Here is a 23,182-nt window from a genome sequence, read left to right on the forward strand (position 1 = left end):
CTTCGATTTGCTATGCGGATCGCGCGCCGATGCTTTCAGTCGCTTCCTTTGCCATCACATTTCATCAGGATGACTGATTGTTTATGCGTTGATACGTGGCGCGTGCAAACCGTATGAAAATGCCAGGCGCCCGAAAGCGCTTCGTAAAGACTCGCTCGTTTCATCGCTACACCATGCGAATTCGGTGCCAGCGAGCGTCGAATCTTTCCTCGACACCCAGCATGGCACACCTGCCGTCATGCACGCAGTTTCTCCCCGTCGACGGCAAGGCCGCCGTAAGGAAGTGCACCGCGCGCCTCATGACCGGGTTGACGCGCGATGGGGCGCGAGGTTCCGCCGAATATTCGGTTTTATGCGCATTGATGCGCGCAACATGCGGTGTGCATCGGCGAGCGGCGAGCGAACACGCCCGCATCAACTTACTTGACATCTAAACTATTTAGACCTACATTAACTTCAAGGACTGACCACGGGAGCTAGCATGCGCATTGCCTGTATCGGCGGAGGGCCCGCCGGGCTGTACTTCGGCCTGTTGATGAAGCGCCGTCACCCGGAGTACGAGATCACGGTGATCGAACGCAACCGCCCGTACGACACCTTCGGCTGGGGCGTGGTGTTCTCGGACCAGACGCTCGGCAATCTGCGCGCAGCCGACCCGGAAAGCGCCGCCGAAATTCTCGACGCCTTCAATCACTGGGACGACATCGAAATCCATTTTCGCGGCCGCTCGATCCGATCGTCGGGTCACGGCTTTTGCGGCATCGGCCGCAAGCGTCTGTTGAATATTTTGCAGGCACGCTGTGAACAGCTCGGCGTGAAGCTCGTGTTCGAGACCCAGATGAGCGACGACGACGTGCAAAACGCCGACCTCATCATCGCGAGCGACGGCCTGAACAGCGCCACGCGTCAGAAGTACGCCACCACCTATCAGCCCGATATCGATCTGCGCGACTGCCGTTTTGTCTGGCTCGGCACCTCGAAACTGTTCGATGCCTTCACGTTCGCCTTCGAAGAAACCGAACACGGCTGGTTCCAGGCGCACGCCTATCGCTTCGACGACAACACCTCCACGTTCATCGTCGAAACGCCAGAGCATGTCTGGCGCGCGGCGGGCCTCGACGACATGAGCAAGGAAGACAGCATAGCGTTCTGCGAAAAGCTGTTCGCGCGCTATCTCGACGGCCATGCGCTGCGCTCGAATGCATCGCATCTGCGTGGTTCCTCGCAATGGATTCGTTTTCCGCGCGTCGTGAACCGCGAATGGGTGCACTGGAAAAGCGCGAGCGACGGCCAGCAAACGCCGGTCGTGTTGATGGGCGACGCCGCGCATACGGCGCACTTCTCGATCGGCTCGGGCACCAAGCTGGCGCTCGAAGACGCGATCGAACTCGCCAACAGCATGGACGCGCATCCGCACGATCTGCGCGCCGCGCTCGCGCATTACACGAGTGTGCGAAGCGTCGACGTATTGCGCATTCAGAATGCCGCGCGCAATTCCACCGAATGGTTCGAGCACGTCGATCGCTACGCGAAATTCGAACCCGAGCAATTCGCCTATTCGCTGCTCACGCGTTCGCAGCGCATTTCGCACGAGAATCTGCGCGAACGCGATGCGGCTTATCTTGGTGGCTTCGAAACGTGGCTCGCACAGCGCGCGAATCCCGAGGCGGCATCCAGCGCGCGTCCTGTTCCGCCGATGTTCACGCCTTATCGCGTACGCGGCGTGACGCTCAAGAATCGCGTCGTTGTCTCGCCGATGGCGCAATATTCCGCGCAGGATGGCGTGGCCGGCGACTATCACCTCATGCATCTGGGCGCGCGTGCGATGGGCGGCGCGGGGCTCGTGATGACCGAGATGACCTGCGTGTCGCCCGAAGCGCGTATCACGCCCGGGTGCCCCGGGTTGTACGCGCCCGAACATCGGACGGCATGGAAACGCATCGTCGATTTCGTGCACGCGCAGTCGGACGCAAAAATCGGCGTGCAGATCGGCCACTCGGGTGCGAAAGGCTCAACGCGTGTCGCGTGGGAAGGCATCGATCAGCCGCTCGACGACGGCAACTGGCCGCTGGTTTCGGCGTCGCCGCAACAATATCTGCGTGGCGTGAGCCAGTCGTCGCACGCCGCGAGCGCCGATGAACTGCGCGAGATCGAAGCGCAATTCGTGCGCGCGACGCAAATGGCCGCCGAAGCCGGTTTCGACTGGCTCGAACTGCACTGCGCGCACGGCTATCTGCTCTCGAGTTTTCTCTCGCCGCTCACGAATCAACGCGACGATGAATATGGCGGTTCGCTGGAAAACCGTCTGCGTTATCCGCTGCAAATCTTCAACGCGATTCGCGCCGTGTGGCCGCAAGACAAGCCGATTTCGGTGCGTATTTCGGCGCACGACTGGGTCGAAGGCGGCATCACGCCCGACGACGCCGTCGAGATCGCACGCGCCTTCAAGGCGGCAGGCGCCGACATGATCGACGTCTCCTCCGGCCAGGTGAGCAAGGACGAAAAGCCCGTGTACGGCCGCATGTTCCAGACGCCGTTCGCGGACCGCGTGCGCAACGAGGCGGGCATCGCCACCATCGCCGTGGGCGCGATTTCCGAGGCCGATCACGTGAACGGCATCATCGCGGCGGGCCGTGCGGATCTGTGCGCGGTGGCGCGCCCGCATCTGGCGAATCCGTCGTGGACGCTCAACGAAGCCGCGAAAATCGGTTATTTCGATGTGATGTGGCCGCATCAATATACGGCCGCGAAAAATCAGCTCGAACGCAATATCGAACGCGAGCGCGCTGCGGCTGCGGCAGCCGCCGGTTTGTCGCCGCTCGAACGCGCGCAGCGCGCGGAAGGCACCGTATGAACACGCACGACGCATTGCATCAACGCCACGCGGTCGTGACGGGCGGCGGCAGCGGCATCGGCGCCGCGACCGCTGCCGCCCTGCTGAAAGCGGGCGCGCGCGTCACGCTGATGGGCCGCGAGATGGCGAAGCTCGTCACGCAGCGCGAGAAGCTCGGCGGCGGCGAACACATCGCATGCGTGAGCGTCGATGTCGCCGACGAGGCCGCCGTGAACGACGCCTTTGCGCGCGCGACACAAGCGCTCGGCGACGTCGACATCCTCGTGAACAATGCAGGTCAGGCGACTGCCGCGCCGTTCGCCCAGACCGATCTTGCGCTCTGGAAACGCATGCTCGACGTGAATCTCACGGGCGCGTTTCTGTGCACGCGCGCCGTGCTGCCCGCGATGCTCGCACGCAAGCACGGGCGCATCGTGAACGTCGCGAGCACGGCGGGCCAGGTCGGCTATCCGTACGTGGCCGCGTATTGCGCCTCGAAACACGGCGTGATCGGCATGACGCGCGCACTCGCGCTCGAAGTCGCCACGCAGGGCGTGACCGTGAACGCGGTGTGTCCCGGCTACACGGAAACCGAACTTTTGCAGGCTTCCCTTGAGCAGATCACGCGCAAGACCTCGCGCAGCGAGGCCGAGGCGCGTAGCATCCTCGTGCGCCACAACCCGCAGCAGCGCTTCGTCACGCCGGACGAAGTCGCCAACGCCGTGTTGTGGCTGTGCGCGCCCGGATCGTCCGCGATCACCGGGCAATCGATATCCGTTTCTGGTGGAGAAATCACATGACCCTGCCCGCCCGCAAGACGGCAGCCGCGAAGACGCCGCGCAAAGGCGTTGCGAAGCCCGCGGAGAATGTCGTCGACATGGAGATGAGCACGGGCACCGACAGCCATATGGGCCTGCGCCTGTGGCTGCGCCTGCTCACGACGACGAACCTCGTGCAGGCCGAATTGCGCCGCCGTCTGCGCAGCGAGTTCGACACGACGCTGCCGCGTTTCGATTTGATGGCGCAGCTCGAACGTCATCCCGAAGGGCTTCGCATGACCGAGCTGTCGCGCCGTCTCATGGTGACGGGCGGCAACGTGACGGGCATTACCGATCAGCTCGAAAAAGAAGGCCTCGTCGTGCGCGACGCCGATCCGGACGACCGCCGCTCGATCGCCGTGCGTCTCACGCCCGAAGGACGCGCCGCGTTCGATCGCATGGCAATCGCGCACGAGCAATGGGTCGTGGAAATGCTGGGCGGACTGTCGCTCGACGAAAAGTCGAAGATGCACGACCGGCTCGGCAAGCTCAAGCAACATCTGCGCGACAGTTTGCCGGGCTGAACGCGCGACGCGAATCAAACAGGATTCAGGAAGGAGACACACCTTGACGACAGAACGTTCGAGCGCCGACGCGCTCTTCGCGCGCAACCGCGTCACGCTCGCAGGCTACGAGGCGAAGCACTTCGGCTGGTCGGTCGAGGACCGCGTCGCCACGATCACGCTAAATCGCCCGGAGCGCAAGAATCCGCTCACGTTCGAATCGTATGCGGAACTGCGCGACCTGTTCCGCCAACTCGCCTACGCGACCGATGTGAAAGCCGTCGTCCTGCATGGCGCGGGTGAGAACTTCTGCTCGGGCGGCGACGTGCACGACATCATCGCGCCGCTGATCGATTTGCCGATGCCCGAATTGCTGATGTTCACGCGCATGACCGGCGACCTCGTGAAAGCGATGCGTCACTGTCCGCAACCGATCATCGCGGCCGTCGATGGCGTGTGTGCGGGCGCGGGCGCGATTCTCGCGATGGCCTCCGACATGCGTTACGGCACCGCGCGCAGCAAGCTCGCCTTTCTGTTCACGCGCGTCGGTCTCGCCGGTTGCGATATGGGCGCGTGCGCGATCCTGCCGCGCATCATCGGTCAGGGACGCGCCGCCGAACTGCTCTATACGGGACGCTCGGCAAGCGGCGAGGAAGGTCACGCATGGGGTTTCTACAACCGTCTGTGCGATCCCGCCGAACTGCTCGCCGATGCACGCAAACTCGCCGCCGATCTCGCCGCCGGCCCGACCTTCGCGCACGGCATCACCAAGACGATGCTGCATCAGGAATGGACCATGAGCATCGACGAAGCGATCGAATCCGAAGCACAGGCGCAGGCGATCTGCATGGCGACGCGCGATTTCGGCCGCGCGTACGACGCCTTCGCGGCAAAAACGCGTCCGGTTTTCAAGGGAGATTGAGCAGTGAACGCACCGGCTGACACTCATCTGCACGACGCGCTCGCGTGGCCGTTTTTCGAGGACCGTCACCGCGCACTCGCCACCGGCGTGGAAGCGTGGGCGCGCGAACACCTCGCTCACGTTTCGCACGACAACGTCGACGACACCTGCCGCAAGCTCGTGCGCCAGCTCGGCGAAGCAGGCTGGTTGCGCTACGGCGTGGGCGGCACCGCTTACGGCGGTCACGGCGACACCATCGACACGCGCGCCGTCTGTCTGCTGCGCGAAACGCTCGCGAAGCATTCGGGGCTCGCCGACTTCGCGCTCGCAATGCAGGGCCTCGGCTCGGGCGCCATCTCGCTCGCCGGCAACGACGCGCAGAAATCGCGCTATCTGCCGCGCGTGGCGAAGGGCGAAGCAATTGCCGCGTTCGCGCTCTCCGAGCCCAATGCGGGCTCGGACGTTGCCGCGATGGCGCTGGCCGCGCGCGACGAAGGCGATCACTACGTGCTCGACGGCGAAAAAACGTGGATCTCGAACGGCGGCATCGCCGACTTCTACGTAGTGTTCGCACGCACGGGCGAAGCGCCGGGCGCACGCGGCATCAGCGCGCTGATCGTCGACGCCGATACGCCGGGCCTGGAAATCGCCGAGCGCATCGACGTGATCGCACCGCATCCGCTCGCGCGCCTGCGCTTCACGAATGCGCGCGTGAACAAGAGCCAGTTGCTGGGCGCGCCCGGCGAAGGCTTTAAGATCGCCATGCGCACGCTCGATATTTTCCGCACCTCGGTGGCCGCCGCGTCATTGGGTTTCGCGCGCCGCGCGATGGCCGAAGGGCTCGCGCGCGCCGCCTCGCGCACGATGTTCAATCAGGTGCTCGGCGATTTTCAGCTCACGCAGGCCAAGCTTGCGCAGATGGCGCTGACGATCGACAGCAGCGCCCTGCTCGTCTATCGCGCCGCGTGGCTGCGCGATCAAGGCGAAAGCGTCACACGCGAAGCGGCGATGGCGAAATGGCACGCCAGCGAAGGCGCGCAGCAAGTGATCGACGCGGCCGTTCAGCTGTGGGGCGGCATGGGCGTTCAGAGCGGCAATGTGGTCGAGTCGCTGTATCGCGAGATCCGCTCTCTGCGCATTTACGAAGGCGCGACCGAAGTGCAGCAGTTGATCGTCGGCCGCGATCTGCTGAAGTCGTATCACGCCGAACACCATGCGGCCTGATGCGAACCGAACCCCTCAATGAACGCGAAAAGCCCATGAAAAAAGCCCTTCTTCCCGCAGGCTGGATCAAGCCGCGCGGTTATGCGAACGGCGTCGCCGCGCGCGGCACGCAGGTTTTTATCGCCGGTCAGATCGGCTGGGACGAGCAGGCGAAGTTCACGAGCCGCGAATTCGGCGCGCAAGCCGTGCAGGCGCTGCGCAATATCGTGGCCGTGCTCGAAGCCGCGGGCGGCAAGCCCGAGCATCTCGTGCGCATGACGTGGTATGTGACGGACAAGCAGGAATACCTGTCATCGCTAAAGGACATTGGTGCGGCGTTTCGCGATCTGATCGGCGATTACGACATTGCGATGAGCGCGATTCAGGTCGTCGCGCTGATCGAGGACGAAGCGAAGGTGGAAATCGAAGCCACCGCCGTGATTCCCGACGACGCGCGTTTGAGCCACGCATAGCGCGCAGCGACCCGATCGCACTCAAAGTGCGCGCAGAAAAAGACCGTATAAAACGCGCACCAGTCTGTTCAGATTGAAGCCGGAGACACCATGCAACCGACCGCTCACGTCGATACCTACGCACGCGATCACCTGCCGCCCGAATCGCAATGGCCCGCGCTGCTGCTCGACAATCCCGACGTCACCTATCCGGCGCGCCTGAATTGCGCGGCCGAGTTGCTGGACCGCGCAATCGAGTGCGGATACGGCGCGCGCCCGGCGATCTGGTCTGAAGTCGATGGCCAGCCGCGCGCGACCACTTATTCGCAACTGCGTGAGCTGGTCGACCGCAGCGCGCACGTGCTCATCGACGACATGAAGCTGCAGCCCGGCAACCGCGTGCTGCTGCGCGGCCCGAATACGCTGCAAATGGCGGTGGCCATGCTCGCCGCGCTCAAGGCCGGGCTCGTGGTGGTGCCCACCATGCCGCTGCTGCGTGCGAAAGAGTTGAAGCAGATTATCGACAAGGCGAACATCAGCGCAGCGCTCTGCGATGTGCGCCTTGCCGACGAACTCGCGCGCAACACCGATCCGGCCAACGAATACTTCTGCGCCGGCCTCGAACAGGTGCGCTACTTCCACGACGACGCGCCCGACAGCCTCGAAACCCTCGCGGCGGCCAAACCGGCGCAATTTCGCGCGTGCGATACCGCAAGCGACGACGTCTGCCTGATCGCCTTCACAAGCGGCACGACCGGCACGCCGAAAGGCTGCATGCACTTCCATCGCGACGTGCTCGCGATGTGCGATCTGTTCCCGCGCCACGTCCTCAGGCCCACCGCCGACGACGTGTTTTGCGGCACGCCGCCACTCGCATTCACGTTCGGGCTGGGCGGCATTTTGTGCTTTCCGTTGCGCGTCGGCGCGTCGACGGTGCTGATCGAAAAGCTCACGCCCGCCCTGCTGCTGCAAACGATCGAAAAATTCCGCGCGACAATCGTTTTCACCGCGCCCACGTTTTATCGGCAGATGGCGCCGCTCGTGAAAGACGCGGATATTTCCAGTCTGCGCCAGACGGTCTCGGCCGGTGAGGCGCTACCGCAGGCCACGCGCGATTTATGGCGCGAGGCGACGGGCATCGAGATGATCGACGGCATCGGCGGCACGGAGATGATCCACATTTTCATTTCGTCGGCCGGCAGCGACGTGCGTCCCGGCTCGATCGGCCGCGCAGTGCCGGGCTATGTCGTGCAGGCGCTCGACGACGCACTGCAACCGGTGCCGCCCGGCACGACCGGCAACCTCGCCGTGCGCGGCCCCACCGGCTGCCGCTATCTCGCCGACGAACGCCAGATGAAATTCGTGCGCGACGGCTGGAATCTGCCTGGCGACGCGGTATCCATCGACGCCGACGGCTACGTGTTCTACCAGGCGCGCGCCGACGACATGATCGTTTCCTCCGGCTACAACATCGCCGGACCGGAAGTCGAAACCGTGCTGATGCAGCACCCTGCCGTGTCGGAATGCGGCGTCACGGGCGTGCCCGACGACGTGCGCGGCCAGGTGGTGAAGGCCTTCGTCGTGCTCAAGCCCGGATTCGACGGCAACGAAGCGATGGTCGCCGAATTGCAGAACTTCGTGAAATCGGCCGTGGCGGCCTACAAATATCCGCGGCTAATTGCGTTTATCGACGCTCTGCCGCGAACGGAGACGGGCAAACTCAAGCGGGCGGTGTTGCGGACGATGTGAAGCGTTTGGGAAGGCCGGTTGGATCGCGAGAGGCGGCACGCGTGAGCGTGTCGCTTTTTTACGTGTTTCCGTTTGGAAACACGCGGGCGGGGGCGGAGTTTTCTGGGTTTCCGATCGGAATCAGATTATTTTTAGAGTATTACTACGTAAACCGTTATGAATCTAACTACTCACATCAAATTATTTGACATTATTCATATAATGTTTGGATCAGATCGAGGAACGGCATTTTCCCGTGTCTTTGCCCTCGATTACGGTGATATTGGGAACGTGGCGATACCGGAGGAGCGGCCTGCGTCGATTTGAGGGTCGGCGAGGCGCTGGCGGAGAAAGTGCAGCGCAGAGTAGAGAAGCGCGCCAGTTGGCTTCTGGCATACGCTGCAATCCGGGGCACCCGGAATGCAGCCGCCGCGTGATCGAGTCAGGCGATCTCGTGGCGTTCGACACGGATCCAGGCGGCAGCCTTGGCCTTTACGCCAAGACCCCGAGGAACGACGACGATGCCCCGACCCGAGGCACCGGCAACGTTGCGGGAGGCTCTGGCAGCGCTCCCGAACGACAAAATCAGGGCGAGGAACACCCCGCCCTTTCCGAATCCGCTTACTGCTGGATACCGAGCAGTTCGACTTCGAACGTCAGATCGCTGTTCGGCGGGATCGGGCCCACAGCACGATCGCCATAAGCCGTCGCGGCCGGGCAGGTCAGCTTGGCCTTGCCGCCGACCTTCATCGTCTGCAGACCCTGCGTCCAGCACGGAATCACGCGACCGAGCGGGAACGTCGCTGCGCCGCCATGCTTGGCCGAACTGTCGAACTCGGTGCCGTTCGCAAGCGTGCCGCGATAGTTCACGCGCACGACGTCATTGACGGTCGGCTGCGGGCCGGTGCCTTGCTTGATTTGTTCGACGATCACGCCCGACGGCAACTTCTGGACGTTATCGGCAGCGAACGCGGTCGTGGCGACAGCGGCGGTGGCAAGCAGAGCAATGACTAGTTTCATGCGATGTCCTCGTTGGTTGACCCACCGATTATACGGACCTGACATTGCGCACTCATTTCGGCGCTCGCCTACGCGCTTGCCCCGCGCTTACCCCTCGCCTGGCCGACGCTTGCCGCCCCGAATTCCCCACTGGCGCGGCGATGCGCATCGACTATCTTTAGAGCATCGCCGCATCGCCTGGAAGCAGCATCATGGCTCAGGAACTACTCGTCGCGACCTTCGACAATCTGGACTCCGCGCAGCGCGCGGCGCGCGACTTCAGGAACTTCGAAACGGATGGCGTGGGGTTGAAGATCGAAAGCGGCGTGATGGTCCAGAAACACGCGGACGGCACCTGCACCGTGCTCGACCAGTACACGCACGCCTACTGGGGCACGGTCGTCGGCGCGGTCACCGGCGGATTGATCGGCCTGCTCGGCGGTCCCGCGGGCGCGATCGCGGGCGTGACCATCGGCACGGCCGCGGCGCTCGGCGGCCGCGCCGTCGAAAACCTGCTCGACAGCCGACTCACGCAAACCATCGAAGCCGAACTGAAAACCGGCAGCGTGGCGCTCATCCTCGAAGCCAAAGAGGAATCCACGACCGAAGTCGACGAAGTCGTGCGCGGATACGGCGGCACCCTCTTTCGCCAGAAATTGGCGTGGTGAGATGGGCTGACGTCGCTGTCGTCCTGGGTCATCAGGACGGCGGCGTGCTTGCATCGCCGAGCGCCGCATGCTTCGCCGCCGCCGCTTCGACGACGCGTTGCGCATCCGGATACGTCTCGCCGGTGCTCGTCTGATAGCGCTTGAGTTCGTCGACGGCGCTCGCGAATGCACTGCCGCCGATGCATGCCTTGAGACGCCCGGCCTGCGACAGCGCCGGATAGCGTGCTTCGGCCTCGTCGAGAAAACCCTGCATGGCGTCATGCAGATCGTCGTAGTTTCCGGCACGATTGATGCCGTCGATGCGTTCGTCCGCGTTCATGGTCGCGCTCCGGATCGTGTGGCTGCCTCGATAGCATAGAACGCGGTGCGAACTGCATGCGACTCAACCGGGCCTCGCATTCGACTGCGCATTCGACTGAACATCTGACTGAACATTCTGCTGCGCCGCCCGCGCTCCCCGCGAAGCCGATGTAATCGATGCGGTCAGGCGGCTTTCCAGGCCGGTAGTGGGCGCGCCGGGCAACAACGCAAGCACACGCGTATCCACGCCCAGCGCGATCGCCGCCACGGTCACCAGCACGAGCGCGCCCATCGCGCGGCGCAGCCATTCGCCCAGACCGAGCGAGCGCTTGAGTGCATCCATCGCCCGTCGGCCGAGACTCGCGGCGATCGCCAACGAGCAAGCCGCGCCGATCGCATAAGCGGCGAGTGCGCCCCACGTCTGCCAGGTCACGCCATGGCGCGCCGCGCCCGTGAGAATCAGGCCGAGGATCGGGCCCGCGCACGGCGCCCAGAGCAAGCCGGTCGCCGCGCCCAGCAACAGCGACGAACCGATCTGCCCGAGCGCGCCATCGCTCTGCGAATGCGCCATGAAGCGGTCGGCGAGCGTGGTAAGCGGGCGCGTCAACCGCGTAGCGAGCGCGGGCAGCAACAAGGCCGCACCGAACACGCCAAACAGCGCCAGCGCGAACCAGCGGCCATATTCGCTCAATTGCGCCGCGCCGTTCAGGCCAGCCGCGCCGAGTCCCGTGAGCAGCGCGAACGTCCCCGCGAGACCGAGCAGCAGCGGCAAACGATCGGTCAGGAACGGACGATCGGAGCGCGCGAACACGAACGGCACGACCGGCAAAATGCACGGGCTCAGGACAGTGAATGCCCCGCCGATGAAAGCGACGACGACGAGCAACATAATTCGGACTCCCAATATCGTACGTTTGAACGGATATGCGCGGACCGGCTCGCATACCGGGAAAATTCAGCGGCGCACGCAGCGCCAGTTGCATGACCCGTATTCAAACGCCTGCGTGTATCGGGCAAATGTCGGACGAAGGCTGTATCGAATCGGCATGTATCGCGTGCAGCCGGGGATACAGACCGATACAGATAACGCATCGCACGCAGCAAGGCCGCGTGGTGCAACGCCTGTTTTTGTATGCCAATGTGTACGCGCCTCGCGGCGATACATAGCGATTCACGCAAGACCACGGCGAGACACGCGCCAGATACGTCGGCGCGTTTCAATACGTCCGAACCCTCACCAAAAGGAGAACTCGCCATGCTCAACCGACTCAAGATCGCCGCCGTCGCGGCCGGACTCGTCGCCACCGCGGCGTTCGCCGCTTTTGCATCCGCGCAGGATTCGGGCGTCGAACCGTCCGCGATCAAGACCGGCGCGCCCGCGCCCGATTTCACCGGCATCGACACGTGGCTCAACAGCGCCCCGCTCGATCTCAAGCAATTGCGCGGCAAACCGGTGCTCGTCGAATTCTGGACTTTCGACTGCATCAACTGCGCGCATACGATTCCGCACGTGAAGGACTGGTACGCGAAATACCACGACAAGGGCCTCGTGGTCGTCGGCGTGCATACGCCTGAATACTCGTTCGAACGCAATACCGCAAATCTGAAGAAAGCAATCGGGCAATACGGCATTCAATATCCTGTCGCGCAGGACAATCGCTATGCAACATGGAATGCGTACGGCAATCAATATTGGCCCGCGCTGTACCTGATCGATCAGAACGGCAAGCTCGTGTATACCCACTTCGGCGAAGGCAATTACGACGATACCGAGCATCAGATTCGCACGCTGCTCGGCCTTGACGCCAAGCGCGGCTAATCGACGGAATCGTCTGAATCGACTGGAAATTGCCGAACCGAAAAGCGATTCGGCAAATAAAAAATGGCGTGCCGAAAAGCACGCCATTTTTTATGGAAGGCACAAAAAAGCGCGCCGTTAAGCGCGCTTCTTCAACCCGAGATCACCCGAATCACAAATGCGTGACCTGCAGAATCGCTTCGGCGAATTCCTTGGGCGCTTCCTGCGGCAGATTGTGCCCAATACCGCCCGTCAAATTGCGATGCAGATACTTGCCGGTGAACTTCTTCGCATACGCTTCGGGCGGCGGATGCGGCGCGCCATTCGCATCGCCTTCCATCGTGATCGTCGGCACCGAAATGGTCGGCGCGGCGGCCAGACGCTGTTCGAGGCCGTCGAGACGCGCTTCGCCCTGCACCAGACCGAGACGCCAGCGATAGTTATGAATCACCACCGCCACGTGATCGGGATTCTGGAACGAAGCAGCCGAGCGCGCGTAAGTCGCGTCATCGAAATTCCATTTCGGCGAGGCAAGTTGCCAGATCAGTTTGTTGAACGCGTCGCGATTCTGCGCGTAACCCAGTTCGCCGCGCTCGGTCGTGAAATAAAACTGATACCACCATTGCAGTTCCGCTTTCGGCGGCAGCGGATTCTTGTTCGCCGCCTGGCTACCGATCAGATAACCGCTCACGGAAACCAGCCCCTTCACGCGCTCGGGCCACAGCGCGGCGATCGTATCGGCCGTACGCGCGCCCCAGTCGTAGCCGCCGAGCACGGCCTGATCGATCTTGAGCGCATCCATCAGTGCGATGATGTCCACGGCGGTCACCGCCTGCTGCCCGTTGCGCGGCGTATCCGCCGAGAGAAAACGCGTCGAGCCGTAACCGCGCAAATACGGCACGATCACGCGATAACCCGCTGCGGCAAGCATCGGCGCCACTTCCACGTAGCTGTGGATGTCGTAGGGCCAGCCGTGCAGCAACAGCACCGGCGTGCCGTTCTTCGGACCGGCTTCCGCATAGCCGACGTTGAGCACGCCCGCGTCGATCTGCTTGATCGGCCCGAACGACGCGCCGCTGCCGGTGCGCGAGTTGCCCGCTGTCTCGTTCGACGATTGCGCGTGCGCGAGGCTGCTCAGCCCCAGATCCGCGAGGCTGAAGCTCGCGAGCGTTGTACCGAGAATACGGCGACGGCGGACATTGACGGGATCGGACATGAGCCCACTTCTCCTGGTTGTCTTCTGAAAAGGCCCGCGCCGGAATCAGCGCGGTTGCTCGAATTCGCCGTCATATGCGGATCGAACGATCGCAGGCGCGGCGGCAGAAAAACGCTTCAGAGGATTTATAGCGGAATCGCGCGCGCGCTTTGTATCCCAATGTGTCTGTCCGGAAGACGTACACAAAACAAATCAATTTGGCGCGAAAGCGTGGTGCGGGCACGACGCGTGCCGGGTCGCCGCCGTACAAAAGTTTCCGAACGGAAACCGGGAAAACTTCGGGCCGATGACGCGTCCAGCCACGCCAGACGCGTCATCGGCCCATCACACGATGCTCAGGACTGCGCCGCGAATTCGACGCGGCGTTGCGCCGTATCGTAACGGCACACGACCTTCGCGCCCTCCTTCACCTCGCCCTTGAGCATTTCCTTGGCAAGCTCGTTCTCGATGGCCTGCTGGATCTGGCGTTTCAGCTCGCGCGCGCCGTACTCGGGCCGATAACCCTCGGCGGCAAGGAAATCCACCACGCTCTCGTCGAAGCTGAGATCGATATCCTGACTGCGCGCCATACGCTGCACCTGTTCGAGTTGCAGGCGCACGATCGAACGCAGTTCATCGTCGGAGAGCGGCTGAAAAACGATGATGTCGTCGATGCGGTTCAGAAACTCCGGGCGGAAATGCTGGCGCAACTCGCCCAGCACGGCGCTCTGCATCGACGCATCGGCGCTCGCGAGAAAGCCCGGACCCGAACGCTTCTGGCCCGAGACCACGTCGGAGCCGAGATTGCTCGTCGCGATCACCACCGTGTTGCTGAAATCGACCACGCGGCCCTTGCCGTCGGTGAGGCGACCGTCGTCGAATACCTGCAGCAGCACGTTATAGACGTCCGGATGCGCCTTCTCGATCTCGTCGAGCAGAATCACGCAGTACGGTCGGCGGCGCACGCGCTCGGTCAACTGGCCGCCCTCGTCGTAACCCACGTAACCCGGCGGCGAGCCGATCAGTCGCGACACCGCGTGGCGCTCCATGTACTCGCTCATATCGATGCGCACGATGGCGTCCTCGTCGCCGAACACCACTTCGGCCAGCGCCTTCGCCAGTTCGGTCTTGCCCACGCCGGTCGGGCCGAGAAACAGGAACACGGCGGTCGGGCGTCGGCCGCGACGCAAGCCGGCGCGCGAGCGGCGCACGGCATCGCTGACCGCGACAATCGCCTGATTCTGACCGATCACGCGCTCGTGCAGACGCTGCTCCATTTCGAGCAGCCGCGTGCGCTCCTCCGCCGTGAGCTGCGTGACGGGCACGCCGGTGAGCTTCGACACGATCTCGGCCACCTGCTCCGTCGTCACGTCGGATGTGACCGAACCGAGCTGGCCTTTCCAGTCGCTCGTGGCGTCGGCGAGCGACTTTTCCTTCTCGGCGATGGGGTCGTCGAGCGCATGCGCGCGCTCGAAATTCTTGCGCGTGGCCGCGTAGTCCTGCTCGCGTTTGAGCTGCGCGAGTTCGGATTCGAGTTCGAGAATCGCGGCGGGCCGCGAGGTCGCCGAAAGATGCACGCGCGCCGCCGCCTGGTCGATCAGGTCGATGGCCTTGTCGGGCAGAAAACGGCCCGTGACATAGCGGTCGGACAATTCGGCGGCGGACACGAGCGCGTCGTCGCGAATGGTCACATGATGATGGACTTCGAGTTTATCGCGCAGTCCGCGCAGAATATTGATGGTCTGATCGACGCTCGGCTCGGCGACGAACACCGGCTGAAAGCGCCGTTCGAGCGCGGCGTCTTTCTCGATGTACTTCTGGTATTCCGCGAGCGTGGTCGCGCCGATCAGGTTCAGCTCGCCGCGCGCCATCGCGGGCTTGAAGACGTTCGCGATATCGAGGCCGCCTTCGTTGCCGCCTTGCCCCGCGCCCACGATCATGTGCACTTCGTCGATAAACAGCACGAGCGTCTCGCGCTGCGCGTTGATTTCCTCCATCACGCCCTTCACGCGCTCCTCGAATTCGCCGCGATATTTCGCGCCCGCGATCAGGCCGTTCACATTCAGTTCGACGAGCCGTCTGCCGCGCAGCGACTCGGGCACGTCGCCGCTCAGCATGCGCTGCGCGAGCCCTTCGGCGATGGCCGTTTTGCCCACGCCCGGCTCGCCGATCAGCACCGGATTGTTCTTGCGACGGCGCGCGAGCACTTCCACCACGGTTTCGATTTCGCTCGACCGGCCGATCACGGGATCGAGTTTGCCCTCGCTCGCGAGCGCGGTGAGATCGCGGCTGTATTGATCGAGTTGCGGCGTGGGGCTCGGCGCCTTCGCGGCGGGCTGCTCGCGCTTGTCGCCTTGCGCCTCGACGAGCCGTTGCAGCACCTTTTGCGGCGTCACGCCGTAGCGGCCCAGCAGATGACCCGCGAAACTGTCCGGCACCTGCGTGAGACCGAACAGCAAATGCTCGGGCGCGACGTAGCTGTGACCGAGTTCGCGCGAGACCAGGAAGGCGCGGTCGAGCGCGCCCTTGAGTCGCGGCGACACGGCCATGCGCGCTTCGTCGTGCGCTGCGCCCGCTTCGCGCTTTTGCGCGTTGGCGTCGATGAAGGCGCGCACGTCGTCGGGCTCGATGCCGAGGCGCTTGAGCATGGCCGCGCCCGCATCGTTGCCCGCAAGTTCGTACAGCAAATGTTCCGTGTCGACTTCGCGGCGGCCGAACTGCACCGCGCGTTCGGCCGCGCGTTGCAGCAATTCGCGCGCCGTGTCGCTGAAATAGCGCTCGACGATCGCGCCGTCGCCGGCTTCCATGGTCTGCGGCGCGGGTTGAGCCGCAGGATCGCCCGCGGCCTGCTGCGCGCCGCGGAACAGCGATTCGAGCGGACTCACCGTGCGCTGATGGCGCGTAAGCTGCGCGTAGTGATAATCGCAGACGTCGAGATAACGCCGCCTGCCGTCCTGCAACACGGCCACCCGCACGGTCGCAGGACGCACGCCGCAAATGTCGCAGTTGAACTGAGCCATTTCCCCTCCTCGATAGCGGTGCGCCGCGCGAAGCCACGCGCGCGTCCACGAACGGCGGGACGACGTGTGCGGATTATCGGGCGCAAGAAAACGCGCGTGAACGCGAATGACGCCACTCGGGCAGCGACGCCCCGGCGGTCGAAGACGCGCAAAACGCAAGAGCCAAAGCGAAGTCCAGCCGTCATCCTAGCGTCGAATCGTGCGGCGCGTTGCCAGGCTGTCGCACCGGCGGCCGGGCGCGGCATTCAGACGAATAGCGTCTTGATCCGCGCGCAGCCGTTGCCGACGCGGGTCAGGCGCTGGATGCCGGCGTCTTGTCGATCCAGGCCGTCAGCAAGGTGGACGACACCGCAAGAATGACCGGCCCGATAAACAGGCCGACGATGCCGAACGCGAACAGGCCGCCCAGCACGCCGGCGAGGATCAGCAGCATCGAGAGATTCACGCCGCGCCGGATCAGCACGGGGCGCACGAAGTTGTCGAGCATCGCCACCATCACCGACCAGATCGCGAGCAGGATCGCCGCGACATTCGCGTCGTGCATGAACAGCCAGATCACGCCGCCGAGCAGCGGCAGGGCCGGGCCGATCTGCGCGAGACAGAGCATCAGCAGCACGGCAGTGAGCACGCCCGCGCCCGGCACGCCCGCCACGGCGAGGCCAATGCCGCCGAGCGCCGATTGCAGCACCGCCGTGACGACGATGCCGAGCGCGACCGCGCGAATCGACGCGCCCGCGAGCTTGACGGCTTGCGCGCCGTGGCTGGGCGCGACGCGCGCCGCGAAGCGCACGACATAGGCGGCGGCCTTCTCGCCCTGCATGTAGAGCAGGCCGGTGATGATCACCGTGATGAACATGTGGATCACGAACACGCCCACCGAAGCCGCATGGCCGATCAACCAGTGCGCCGCAATCGACGCGTAAGGTTCGAGCTGCGCGAGCAGGCCGCCGGGACCGGCGTCGGAGAACGACTGCCATTTGTCGGCCACGCGCGCGCCGATCATCGGCAGGTCGTGCACCCAGCCGGGCGGCGGCGGCAGTGCGTAATCCGGCAGCTTGCGGATCAGGTCCATGATCTCGGCGCCGTGCGCGGCGAGCGTGGAGATCGCTTCGTAGAGCGGCAGCACGATCACCACCAGCAGAATCAGCAGCATGCAGAGCGTGGCGAGCCAGCGCCGCCGGCAGCGCCGCTCGACGGCGAGCATGGCGGGCCAGGTGGCGACGACGATGGTGGTCGCCCAGATCAGCCCGGGCAGGAACGGGCGCATGACGTAGAGGCTGCCGACCGTCAACGCGCAGAGGATCGCGACGACAAACAGCACGCGAGCAATATCCGGCGGGTCTTGCGGCTTCACGGGGTTCTCCTCGCTGCGGCCACGCCGCGCGCGTCGTCAGGGGCTTCGGATCATCGGGATTCGGCGCGCACGCCGACGCGCTAGTCTATCCCGGATGCGAGGGCTCCCGTCGCGAAATGGCCCTTTATCCGATAATGACCTTCCCCCGCCCCCTCACTGGAAGCGCTAACCACCATGTCCGTATCCGCACCGAAACTGCCCCGCGTGCTCCTGACCAATGACGACGGCATCGACGCGCCCGGCCTCGCCGTGCTCGAAGAAGTCGCGCACGAACTGGCCGACGAAGTCTGGGTCGTCGCGCCCGAACACGACCAGAGCGGCACCTCGCATTCGATCAGCCTGCATTCGCCGCTGCGCGTGAGCCGCCGCGGCGAGCGCCGCTTCGGCGTGCTCGGCACGCCCGGCGACTGCGTGGTGATGGCCGTGCGCCAGTTGATGGGCGACGTCACGCCCACGCTGGTGCTCTCCGGCATCAACCGCGGCGCCAACCTCGGCGTGGAGACGATGTTCTCGGGCACCGTCGGCGCGGCCATGACGGGCCTGTTGCTCGGCCTGCCGTCGATCGCGCTCAGCCAGACCTTCCGCGACCGCGAGCACGTGCGCTGGGACACGGCACGCGCGCTCGCGCCGGACGTGATCCGCCGTCTCGCCGCGATCGCGCACGACGCGCCCGTGTGCCTGAACGTGAATTTCCCCGATGTGGACGCCAGCGCGGCGGGACCGCTGACCGTCACGCGTCAGGGCGTGGGCCTCGTGCAAGGCATCGACGTGGTGCCGCTGACCGATCCGCGCGGCATCGACTATCACTGGCTGCGCTTTCATCGCGGTCCGCGCGAAAACGGCCCGGATACGGAAACGGCCGTCGTCGGCTCGGGACGCGTGTCGGTCACGCCGCTGCATTTCGACCGCACCGCCGCGCGGACCTTCGCCACGCTGGAAAACGCGCTTGCGGCCGGCGCATGACGCAATCGTCGATCCGATGAAAAAGGCCGGCGTTGCGCCGGCCTTTTTACGTGCGATGCGCGCCGGTTCCGGTCGGTTCCGGTCGGCCGCGCCAGATTCCGGATCTCAGATGCCCGGCATGATCGGATACGGTTCGGTGTGATCCTCCACGGCGCGCACGCCGGGAATGCCTTCGGCGGCCACGCGCACCGCACGCACGGCGTCGGCGGAATTGAAAGTGCCCCACAGATGCACCACGCCCTCGCGCACGACGACGTTACGGCCCGCGAACGCCCACGGCCGCCCTTCGAGTTCCTCCACCAGACGCTCGCGGATCTCGCGATCGCTCGGCGACACCGGCTGCGGCTCCTCGGCGCTGCTCGCCAGCGCCTGCAACAGATTCGCACGGCTCACGATGCCCACGAGCTTGCCGTCGCGCAGCACCGGCACGCGCTTCACGCCGCGCCGCTCCATCAGCGCCGCGATGTGCGTGAGCGAATCTTCCTCGTTCACGCTGACGATCTCGGTCGTCATCACGTCTTCGACGCGGCGCGCGTGCGACTTCACGTAGGCGTCCGCGTCGGCGTTGGTCGCGAAGAAGTCGAGCCAGCGCTTGCGGCGCGTGCTGTCGGTGCCGATCTCGATGCGCCGCAGCAAATCGCCCTCGCTGATGATGCCCACGAGCTGCCCCTGCGCATCGAGCACCGGCGCACCGCTGATGCGCCGGTCCAGCAGCAGCTTCGCTGCGTCGCGCACGCTCGTTTCGGGACTGACGGTAACGACGTTCGGGGTCATGACGTCCATTGCACGCATGGTTTTTCTCCTGTTCGCTCGTGAAATCGTGGTCGATAGTCAAAGCGTACTGGCGTCCGACCCACTGACATTGATTTACATCAATTCGTACACCGGACGCTGATTCATGCGATGAAATGTCCTGCCGCAATGCGTCTCAGGCGCGCCGGTTTCAGTCCTGCACCATCGCCAGCACGCGCAACGGGCTGCCCGAACCGGCCTGGATCTTCAGCGGCGCGGAAACGATGACCGCGCCCGTCGGCGGCAGTTGATCGAGATTTTTCAGGCATTGCAGGCCGTAGCGATTCGAGCCGTGCATGAGCGTGTGACACGGATACGGCACCGGCCACGCATAGGCCTGGCCCGCATCGGTATTGATGGTTTCCACGCCGAAGCCATGCACCTGGCGTTCGTGGATCAGCCACTCGACGGCCGCCTGGGTCGGGCCGGGCGTATGCGCGCCGTCCTCGCGCAGATTGAGGAATTCGGCGGGATCGGTGCGCTTCGACCAGTCCGAGCGCAGCAGCACCCACGCGCCGGCGGGAATACGGCCGTGCCGCGCTTCCCACGCCTCCAGAAACTCGACGGTCAGCAGCCAGTCCGGATCCGCCGCGATCTCGGCGCTCGCATCGACGACGACCGCGGGCGCCACGAAATTCTTCACGTCGATCGTATCGACGGAGTTCTGCGCGTGGTCCTTGCCGGAGATCCAGTGCACGGGCGCGTCGAAGTGCGTGCCGGTGTGCTCGCCGCAGGAAAAGTTGTTCCAGTACCAGCCCGGACCCTGCTCGTCGTACTGGCTGATCGTCTCCATCCTGAACGCCCACACCTGGCCGAACTGCGGCGGCAACTGCAGCGCCGGAAACTCGGGCGACAGCGTTTGCGTCAGGTCCACGATGCGCACACGGCCGCTCGCGAGATCGGTGGTCAGTTGCTGCAGACTGCTCGTCATCTTGCGCTCCTTTCGGTTCTGAACTGCTTGTCCGCTTGTTCTACCGCTGTTTTGCCGCTCCTCGACCGTCATCCGCCCGCACGGCGAATTCATCCTAAGACGCCAAAATTATCTTTAGGTATAAATCAATTCAAAATCATGGTTAACCCCTTTTTCCTTTCGCCGACAAGGGGCCGCACAAGCGTCGTGGTATGTTTGCGTTCCGGCCGTCCCGGCCGTTTCCACCACGTTTCCACCGATTCGCCACCCGCCCGTCCAGACCCGTATGAGCCAGCCCATCGCCCCCAGCTTCGTCGACAGCTACACGCCCGCGCTGCTCGCCCAGGTCAGCCAGCTGATCTCGGGCGAATTCCACGTGATCGTGCAGGCGGCGGGATTCGAGGTATCGGACTGGCGCGTGCTCTCCACGCTCTCGGACGGCAAGCCCATCAGCATCGGACGGCTCGCGCAGATTTCGGTGACGAAGCAGCCCACCGTGACACGCCTGCTCGACCGCATGGAGGCGCAGGGCTACGTCAAGCGGATTCCGAGCGAAGCCGACCGGCGCGTAACGAACGTGCGCATCACGCCGCGCGGGCAGAAGCTCGTATCGGAACTGATGGTGCAGGCCAAACTGCACGAGGATCAGGTGCTCGAACCGCTCGGCAAGGACAAGGCCGAAGAACTGAAGGCCACGCTGCGGCTCTTGATCGAACTGCATCGGCCGCCGGCCTGAACCTCGAAGCGGCAGCGCTCAGCCGGTCTGCGCGCGCGCCATGGCCAGCTCGATGGCGCCGCGCAAATCGTCGGGCATCGGAATGGCCTTGTGCGTGTCGAGCGAGGTCGTCACCAGGGTTTGCAGCGCGCTCATGCGCACCACGCCGTCCGCGCCCGTGCAGGCCCACGCGAGCACCAGCGACGCATTGCCGAGCCGCTGCACATCGAGCGACAGCGTCACGCGGTCGCCCATCTTGCTGATCGCCTTGAAATCGACTTCGAGCCGCACGGTCGGCATGCCGATGCGCCGCGCGCCGATCACGCCGTGATAACCCTCGGGCAGCAGGTCGTCGATCCACGCCTCGATCAGATCGTTGAACAGCACGAAATACTGCGGATAAAACACGATGCCCGCGGGATCGCATTCGGAAAAATGAATCTTGTGCGGACGGCTGAAGGTGGGCGCTTTCATGTCAATCTCGATCTCGATGTCTTGCCGCGCGCCGCGTACGAATCAGGCGAGCGCGTGTCTCGCGAGCGCCGCGCGCAGCTTGTGGCCGTGCTCGTCGGCGAGCGCGGCGTCGCGCAACTCGCGCAGCGTGGCCGGCGCGAGCCGCTGCCCCGCGCGCGCGACCGCCGCCATCACGGTCTGGAAATTCGCCAGCCCGCGCGCATGCGTGTCGCTGTAACCCTTCACGAGACGCTGGCATTGCGCGACTTCGGTCGCCAGCGCCGGATTGTGGCGCGCCGACTCGACGATCTGCGCAAGCCAGCCGTCGATGCGCGCGTGCTCCAGTTCGTAGCGCAGCGTGCGGCGGCGCAGGCCGCGCAGACGCGCGACCGCATAGAGTAGCAGGTAGCCGCGCAGCGAACTCGTGCGCACGACGCGCCCCGACGCCGCGAAACGCTTCACGAGCCGATGCACGCCATGCGGTTTCGCGAGCCAGCGCCCGAGACCGGCAGGCAGCGTCTCGCAGATTTCCTCGATGCGCGGATGCATGAACTCGTTGATGGCGAGCAGTTGATCGGCCTGCGCGCGCACTTCGCCGCGCACGCGCTCGAAACGCGAGCCGCGCGTCTTCAGATCGGCGACGCGAATCGTATCTTCGTACGACATCCAGAGCGCGAGATGGCGTGCCGTTTCGCGCAGCAAGGCGCGGTCGGTGTCGGGCAGCGCGGCGCGCAATTGGATCAGACGATCGAGATAGGACGCGGCGTAATCGGGGTCCTGATAGTCGATCAGGCGACGCACGCCTTCGATCGCGAACGGCTGCGCGTCAGCGGGCAAATCCGTGCGTACGCGTTCGATCAGTCTCGCGACGGCGGGATCGCGCGGCGCGGGCGTTTGAGCCTGCTCTGGCTGTTCCGTTTGCGTGGGCGATGAGGCGTCGGTGTCGGTATCGACATCGGCACGCGAGAAGCCTAGTTCAAACGCGCGCAAGCTCGGCTTCACGCCCACGCCGCCGCGCTCGATGGTGGCCTCGAACTGCGCGCGGCTGAACGGCAGCACGCCCGTGCCCGCAAGCGCGCCGAACAATACCGCGCTGATCACGCTGCCGCTCGCCTCGGCGGCCTGCGCCATGTCGAAGCGCACGAAGCGTTTCGCGGCCTGGTGCGCGTGCGCGACGAGCGCGCTGTCGTCGACGCGGCCATCGCCCAGCGCGGTTTTCTCGGCTATCGAATACACGCGATGCGTCGACGCCACGAGCGTCGTGCGCTCCGCCGTCACGAGTCCGCGCTGCACGGCGCGGCCCGCTTCCATCAGCTCGGAGGCGAGCACCACGTCGACGTCGCCGGGCAGCGGCATGAGCGCCAGCACCGGCGTGCGCGGCTCGTGCGCCTCGCGGGCGAACAGCTCGACGTAGTAAATGGTCGCGCCGGTGCGCTGCGCGACGCCGGGCACCGAGGTGGTCTGCGCGTAGTAGCCGTTGTGCTCGCCGAGATCGACGATCCAGTCGGCCAGCACGCCGCCGCCCTCGCCGCCCATGGCCAGAATCGCAATCTTGATCGGTTGGGTTGTCGTCATGG

Annotated in this window: 21 protein-coding genes; 11 read left to right on the forward strand and 10 right to left on the reverse strand. The window is 64.7% G+C overall.

What is annotated here, in order from left to right:
- The first annotated feature begins 481 nt into the window (after window positions 1-481).
- The 7 genes from SB764_RS03995 (at window position 482) to SB764_RS04025 (ending at window position 8,459) form a co-directional block, all read left to right on the forward strand.
- Window positions 482-2,854 (forward strand): bifunctional salicylyl-CoA 5-hydroxylase/oxidoreductase, encoded by a 2,373-nt coding sequence (locus SB764_RS03995; RefSeq protein WP_065065734.1) that lies wholly within the window; start codon window positions 482-484, stop codon window positions 2,852-2,854.
- Window positions 2,851-3,633, forward strand: coding sequence for an SDR family NAD(P)-dependent oxidoreductase (locus SB764_RS04000; RefSeq protein WP_065065733.1), 783 nt, complete (start codon window positions 2,851-2,853; stop codon window positions 3,631-3,633). The genes SB764_RS03995 and SB764_RS04000 overlap by 4 nt, the downstream gene beginning before the upstream one ends.
- Window positions 3,630-4,175: a MarR family winged helix-turn-helix transcriptional regulator gene (locus SB764_RS04005; RefSeq protein WP_074985674.1), complete on the forward strand. Its 546-nt coding sequence runs from the start codon at window positions 3,630-3,632 to the stop codon at window positions 4,173-4,175. Before SB764_RS04000 ends, SB764_RS04005 begins: the two co-directional genes overlap by 4 nt.
- 43 nt (window positions 4,176-4,218) lie before the next feature.
- Complete coding sequence (locus SB764_RS04010) at window positions 4,219-5,076, forward strand: enoyl-CoA hydratase family protein (protein ID WP_183039189.1); 858 nt, start codon at window positions 4,219-4,221, stop codon at window positions 5,074-5,076.
- Window positions 5,077-5,079: 3 nt separating this feature from the next.
- Window positions 5,080-6,279: an acyl-CoA dehydrogenase family protein gene (locus SB764_RS04015; protein ID WP_321866703.1), complete on the forward strand. Its 1,200-nt coding sequence runs from the start codon at window positions 5,080-5,082 to the stop codon at window positions 6,277-6,279.
- A gap of 35 nt (window positions 6,280-6,314) precedes the next feature.
- Window positions 6,315-6,731: a RidA family protein gene (locus tag SB764_RS04020; RefSeq protein ID WP_074985670.1), complete on the forward strand. Its 417-nt coding sequence runs from the start codon at window positions 6,315-6,317 to the stop codon at window positions 6,729-6,731.
- Window positions 6,732-6,821: 90 nt separating this feature from the next.
- A complete protein-coding gene (locus tag SB764_RS04025; RefSeq protein WP_065065728.1) occupies window positions 6,822-8,459 on the forward strand; it encodes an AMP-binding protein in 1,638 nt (545 codons plus the stop codon).
- A gap of 600 nt (window positions 8,460-9,059) precedes the next feature.
- Here SB764_RS04025 and SB764_RS04030 read toward each other — a convergent pair.
- Complete coding sequence (locus SB764_RS04030) at window positions 9,060-9,458, reverse strand: FKBP-type peptidyl-prolyl cis-trans isomerase (RefSeq protein ID WP_065065727.1); 399 nt, start codon at window positions 9,456-9,458, stop codon at window positions 9,060-9,062.
- A gap of 191 nt (window positions 9,459-9,649) precedes the next feature.
- Here SB764_RS04030 and SB764_RS04035 point away from each other — a divergent pair, with 191 nt between their 5' ends.
- The gene (locus SB764_RS04035; protein ID WP_065065726.1) at window positions 9,650-10,105 is read left to right on the forward strand and encodes a DUF1269 domain-containing protein; all 456 of its coding nucleotides are present in this window, start codon (window positions 9,650-9,652) and stop codon (window positions 10,103-10,105) included.
- A gap of 31 nt (window positions 10,106-10,136) precedes the next feature.
- Here the strand turns inward: SB764_RS04035 and SB764_RS04040 are convergent, their stop codons facing one another.
- Together SB764_RS04040 and SB764_RS04045 are read right to left on the reverse strand one after the other, a co-directional pair.
- Window positions 10,137-10,424, reverse strand: coding sequence for a hypothetical protein (locus SB764_RS04040; RefSeq protein ID WP_065065725.1), 288 nt, complete (start codon window positions 10,422-10,424; stop codon window positions 10,137-10,139).
- Between the two features lie 63 nt (window positions 10,425-10,487).
- On the reverse strand, window positions 10,488-11,294 hold the full coding sequence (locus SB764_RS04045; RefSeq protein WP_082992309.1) for a cytochrome c biogenesis CcdA family protein: 807 nt from the start codon (window positions 11,292-11,294) through the stop codon (window positions 10,488-10,490).
- A 366-nt stretch (window positions 11,295-11,660) separates the two neighbouring features.
- Between SB764_RS04045 and SB764_RS04050 the strand changes: the two genes are divergently transcribed.
- Window positions 11,661-12,224, forward strand: coding sequence for a thioredoxin family protein (locus tag SB764_RS04050; RefSeq protein WP_065065724.1), 564 nt, complete (start codon window positions 11,661-11,663; stop codon window positions 12,222-12,224).
- 151 nt (window positions 12,225-12,375) lie between these two features.
- Here SB764_RS04050 and SB764_RS04055 read toward each other — a convergent pair whose 3' ends face one another.
- The 3 genes from SB764_RS04055 to ydiK all read right to left on the reverse strand — a co-directional run bounded on the left by SB764_RS04055 (window position 12,376) and on the right by ydiK (window position 17,772).
- Window positions 12,376-13,419, reverse strand: coding sequence for an alpha/beta fold hydrolase (locus SB764_RS04055; RefSeq protein ID WP_065065723.1), 1,044 nt, complete (start codon window positions 13,417-13,419; stop codon window positions 12,376-12,378).
- 335 nt (window positions 13,420-13,754) lie between these two features.
- Window positions 13,755-16,418, reverse strand: coding sequence for an ATP-dependent Clp protease ATP-binding subunit (locus SB764_RS04060; protein ID WP_065065722.1), 2,664 nt, complete (start codon window positions 16,416-16,418; stop codon window positions 13,755-13,757).
- A gap of 292 nt (window positions 16,419-16,710) precedes the next feature.
- Entirely contained in the window at window positions 16,711-17,772 is a 1,062-nt protein-coding gene (ydiK, locus tag SB764_RS04065; RefSeq protein ID WP_124261961.1) for an AI-2E family transporter YdiK, read from the reverse strand.
- A 174-nt stretch (window positions 17,773-17,946) separates the two neighbouring features.
- Here ydiK and surE point away from each other — a divergent pair, with 174 nt between their 5' ends.
- Window positions 17,947-18,735: a 5'/3'-nucleotidase SurE gene (gene surE, locus SB764_RS04070; RefSeq protein WP_410862728.1), complete on the forward strand. Its 789-nt coding sequence runs from the start codon at window positions 17,947-17,949 to the stop codon at window positions 18,733-18,735.
- A 105-nt stretch (window positions 18,736-18,840) separates the two neighbouring features.
- Here surE and SB764_RS04075 read toward each other — a convergent pair whose 3' ends face one another.
- Together SB764_RS04075 and SB764_RS04080 are read right to left on the reverse strand one after the other, a co-directional pair.
- Window positions 18,841-19,527, reverse strand: coding sequence for a CBS domain-containing protein (locus SB764_RS04075; protein WP_065065719.1), 687 nt, complete (start codon window positions 19,525-19,527; stop codon window positions 18,841-18,843).
- A 151-nt stretch (window positions 19,528-19,678) separates the two neighbouring features.
- Window positions 19,679-20,458 (reverse strand): cyclase family protein, encoded by a 780-nt coding sequence (locus SB764_RS04080; RefSeq protein ID WP_065065718.1) that lies wholly within the window; start codon window positions 20,456-20,458, stop codon window positions 19,679-19,681.
- Window positions 20,459-20,723: 265 nt separating this feature from the next.
- Here SB764_RS04080 and SB764_RS04085 point away from each other — a divergent pair, with 265 nt between their 5' ends.
- Entirely contained in the window at window positions 20,724-21,173 is a 450-nt protein-coding gene (locus SB764_RS04085) for a MarR family winged helix-turn-helix transcriptional regulator (RefSeq protein WP_074985661.1), read from the forward strand.
- Window positions 21,174-21,191: 18 nt separating this feature from the next.
- On the opposite strand, the gene SB764_RS04090 is transcribed toward SB764_RS04085, so the two are convergent.
- Complete coding sequence (locus tag SB764_RS04090) at window positions 21,192-21,626, reverse strand: acyl-CoA thioesterase (RefSeq protein ID WP_065065716.1); 435 nt, start codon at window positions 21,624-21,626, stop codon at window positions 21,192-21,194.
- A 42-nt stretch (window positions 21,627-21,668) separates the two neighbouring features.
- On the reverse strand, window positions 21,669-23,180 hold the full coding sequence (locus SB764_RS04095; RefSeq protein ID WP_183716195.1) for an indolepyruvate oxidoreductase subunit beta family protein: 1,512 nt from the start codon (window positions 23,178-23,180) through the stop codon (window positions 21,669-21,671).
- Window positions 23,181-23,182 lie beyond the last annotated feature (2 nt).

The sequence above is a fragment of the Paraburkholderia sp. SIMBA_027 genome, assembly GCF_046535315.1.
Classification (GTDB): Bacteria; Pseudomonadota; Gammaproteobacteria; order Burkholderiales; family Burkholderiaceae; genus Paraburkholderia; species Paraburkholderia tropica.

Bases quoted from the DNA above. Each gene is read 5' to 3' on its own strand.
- SB764_RS03995 (WP_065065734.1), top strand. From the start codon at position 482: ATGCGCATTGCCTGTATCGGCGGAGGGCCCGCCGGGCTGTACTTCGGC.
- SB764_RS04000 (WP_065065733.1), top strand. From the start codon at position 2,851: ATGAACACGCACGACGCATTGCATCAACGCCACGCGGTCGTGACGGGC.
- SB764_RS04005 (WP_074985674.1), top strand. From the start codon at position 3,630: ATGACCCTGCCCGCCCGCAAGACGGCAGCCGCGAAGACGCCGCGCAAA.
- SB764_RS04020 (WP_074985670.1), top strand. From the start codon at position 6,315: ATGAAAAAAGCCCTTCTTCCCGCAGGCTGGATCAAGCCGCGCGGTTAT.
- SB764_RS04025 (WP_065065728.1), top strand. From the start codon at position 6,822: ATGCAACCGACCGCTCACGTCGATACCTACGCACGCGATCACCTGCCG.
- SB764_RS04030 (WP_065065727.1), bottom strand. From the start codon at position 9,458: ATGAAACTAGTCATTGCTCTGCTTGCCACCGCCGCTGTCGCCACGACC.
- SB764_RS04035 (WP_065065726.1), top strand. From the start codon at position 9,650: ATGGCTCAGGAACTACTCGTCGCGACCTTCGACAATCTGGACTCCGCG.
- SB764_RS04040 (WP_065065725.1), bottom strand. From the start codon at position 10,424: ATGAACGCGGACGAACGCATCGACGGCATCAATCGTGCCGGAAACTAC.
- SB764_RS04045 (WP_082992309.1), bottom strand. From the start codon at position 11,294: ATGTTGCTCGTCGTCGTCGCTTTCATCGGCGGGGCATTCACTGTCCTG.
- SB764_RS04050 (WP_065065724.1), top strand. From the start codon at position 11,661: ATGCTCAACCGACTCAAGATCGCCGCCGTCGCGGCCGGACTCGTCGCC.
- SB764_RS04055 (WP_065065723.1), bottom strand. From the start codon at position 13,419: ATGTCCGATCCCGTCAATGTCCGCCGTCGCCGTATTCTCGGTACAACG.
- SB764_RS04060 (WP_065065722.1), bottom strand. From the start codon at position 16,418: ATGGCTCAGTTCAACTGCGACATTTGCGGCGTGCGTCCTGCGACCGTG.
- surE (WP_410862728.1), top strand. From the start codon at position 17,947: ATGTCCGTATCCGCACCGAAACTGCCCCGCGTGCTCCTGACCAATGAC.
- SB764_RS04075 (WP_065065719.1), bottom strand. From the start codon at position 19,527: ATGCGTGCAATGGACGTCATGACCCCGAACGTCGTTACCGTCAGTCCC.
- SB764_RS04080 (WP_065065718.1), bottom strand. From the start codon at position 20,458: ATGACGAGCAGTCTGCAGCAACTGACCACCGATCTCGCGAGCGGCCGT.
- SB764_RS04085 (WP_074985661.1), top strand. From the start codon at position 20,724: ATGAGCCAGCCCATCGCCCCCAGCTTCGTCGACAGCTACACGCCCGCG.
- SB764_RS04090 (WP_065065716.1), bottom strand. From the start codon at position 21,626: ATGAAAGCGCCCACCTTCAGCCGTCCGCACAAGATTCATTTTTCCGAA.
- SB764_RS04095 (WP_183716195.1), bottom strand. From the start codon at position 23,180: ATGACGACAACCCAACCGATCAAGATTGCGATTCTGGCCATGGGCGGC.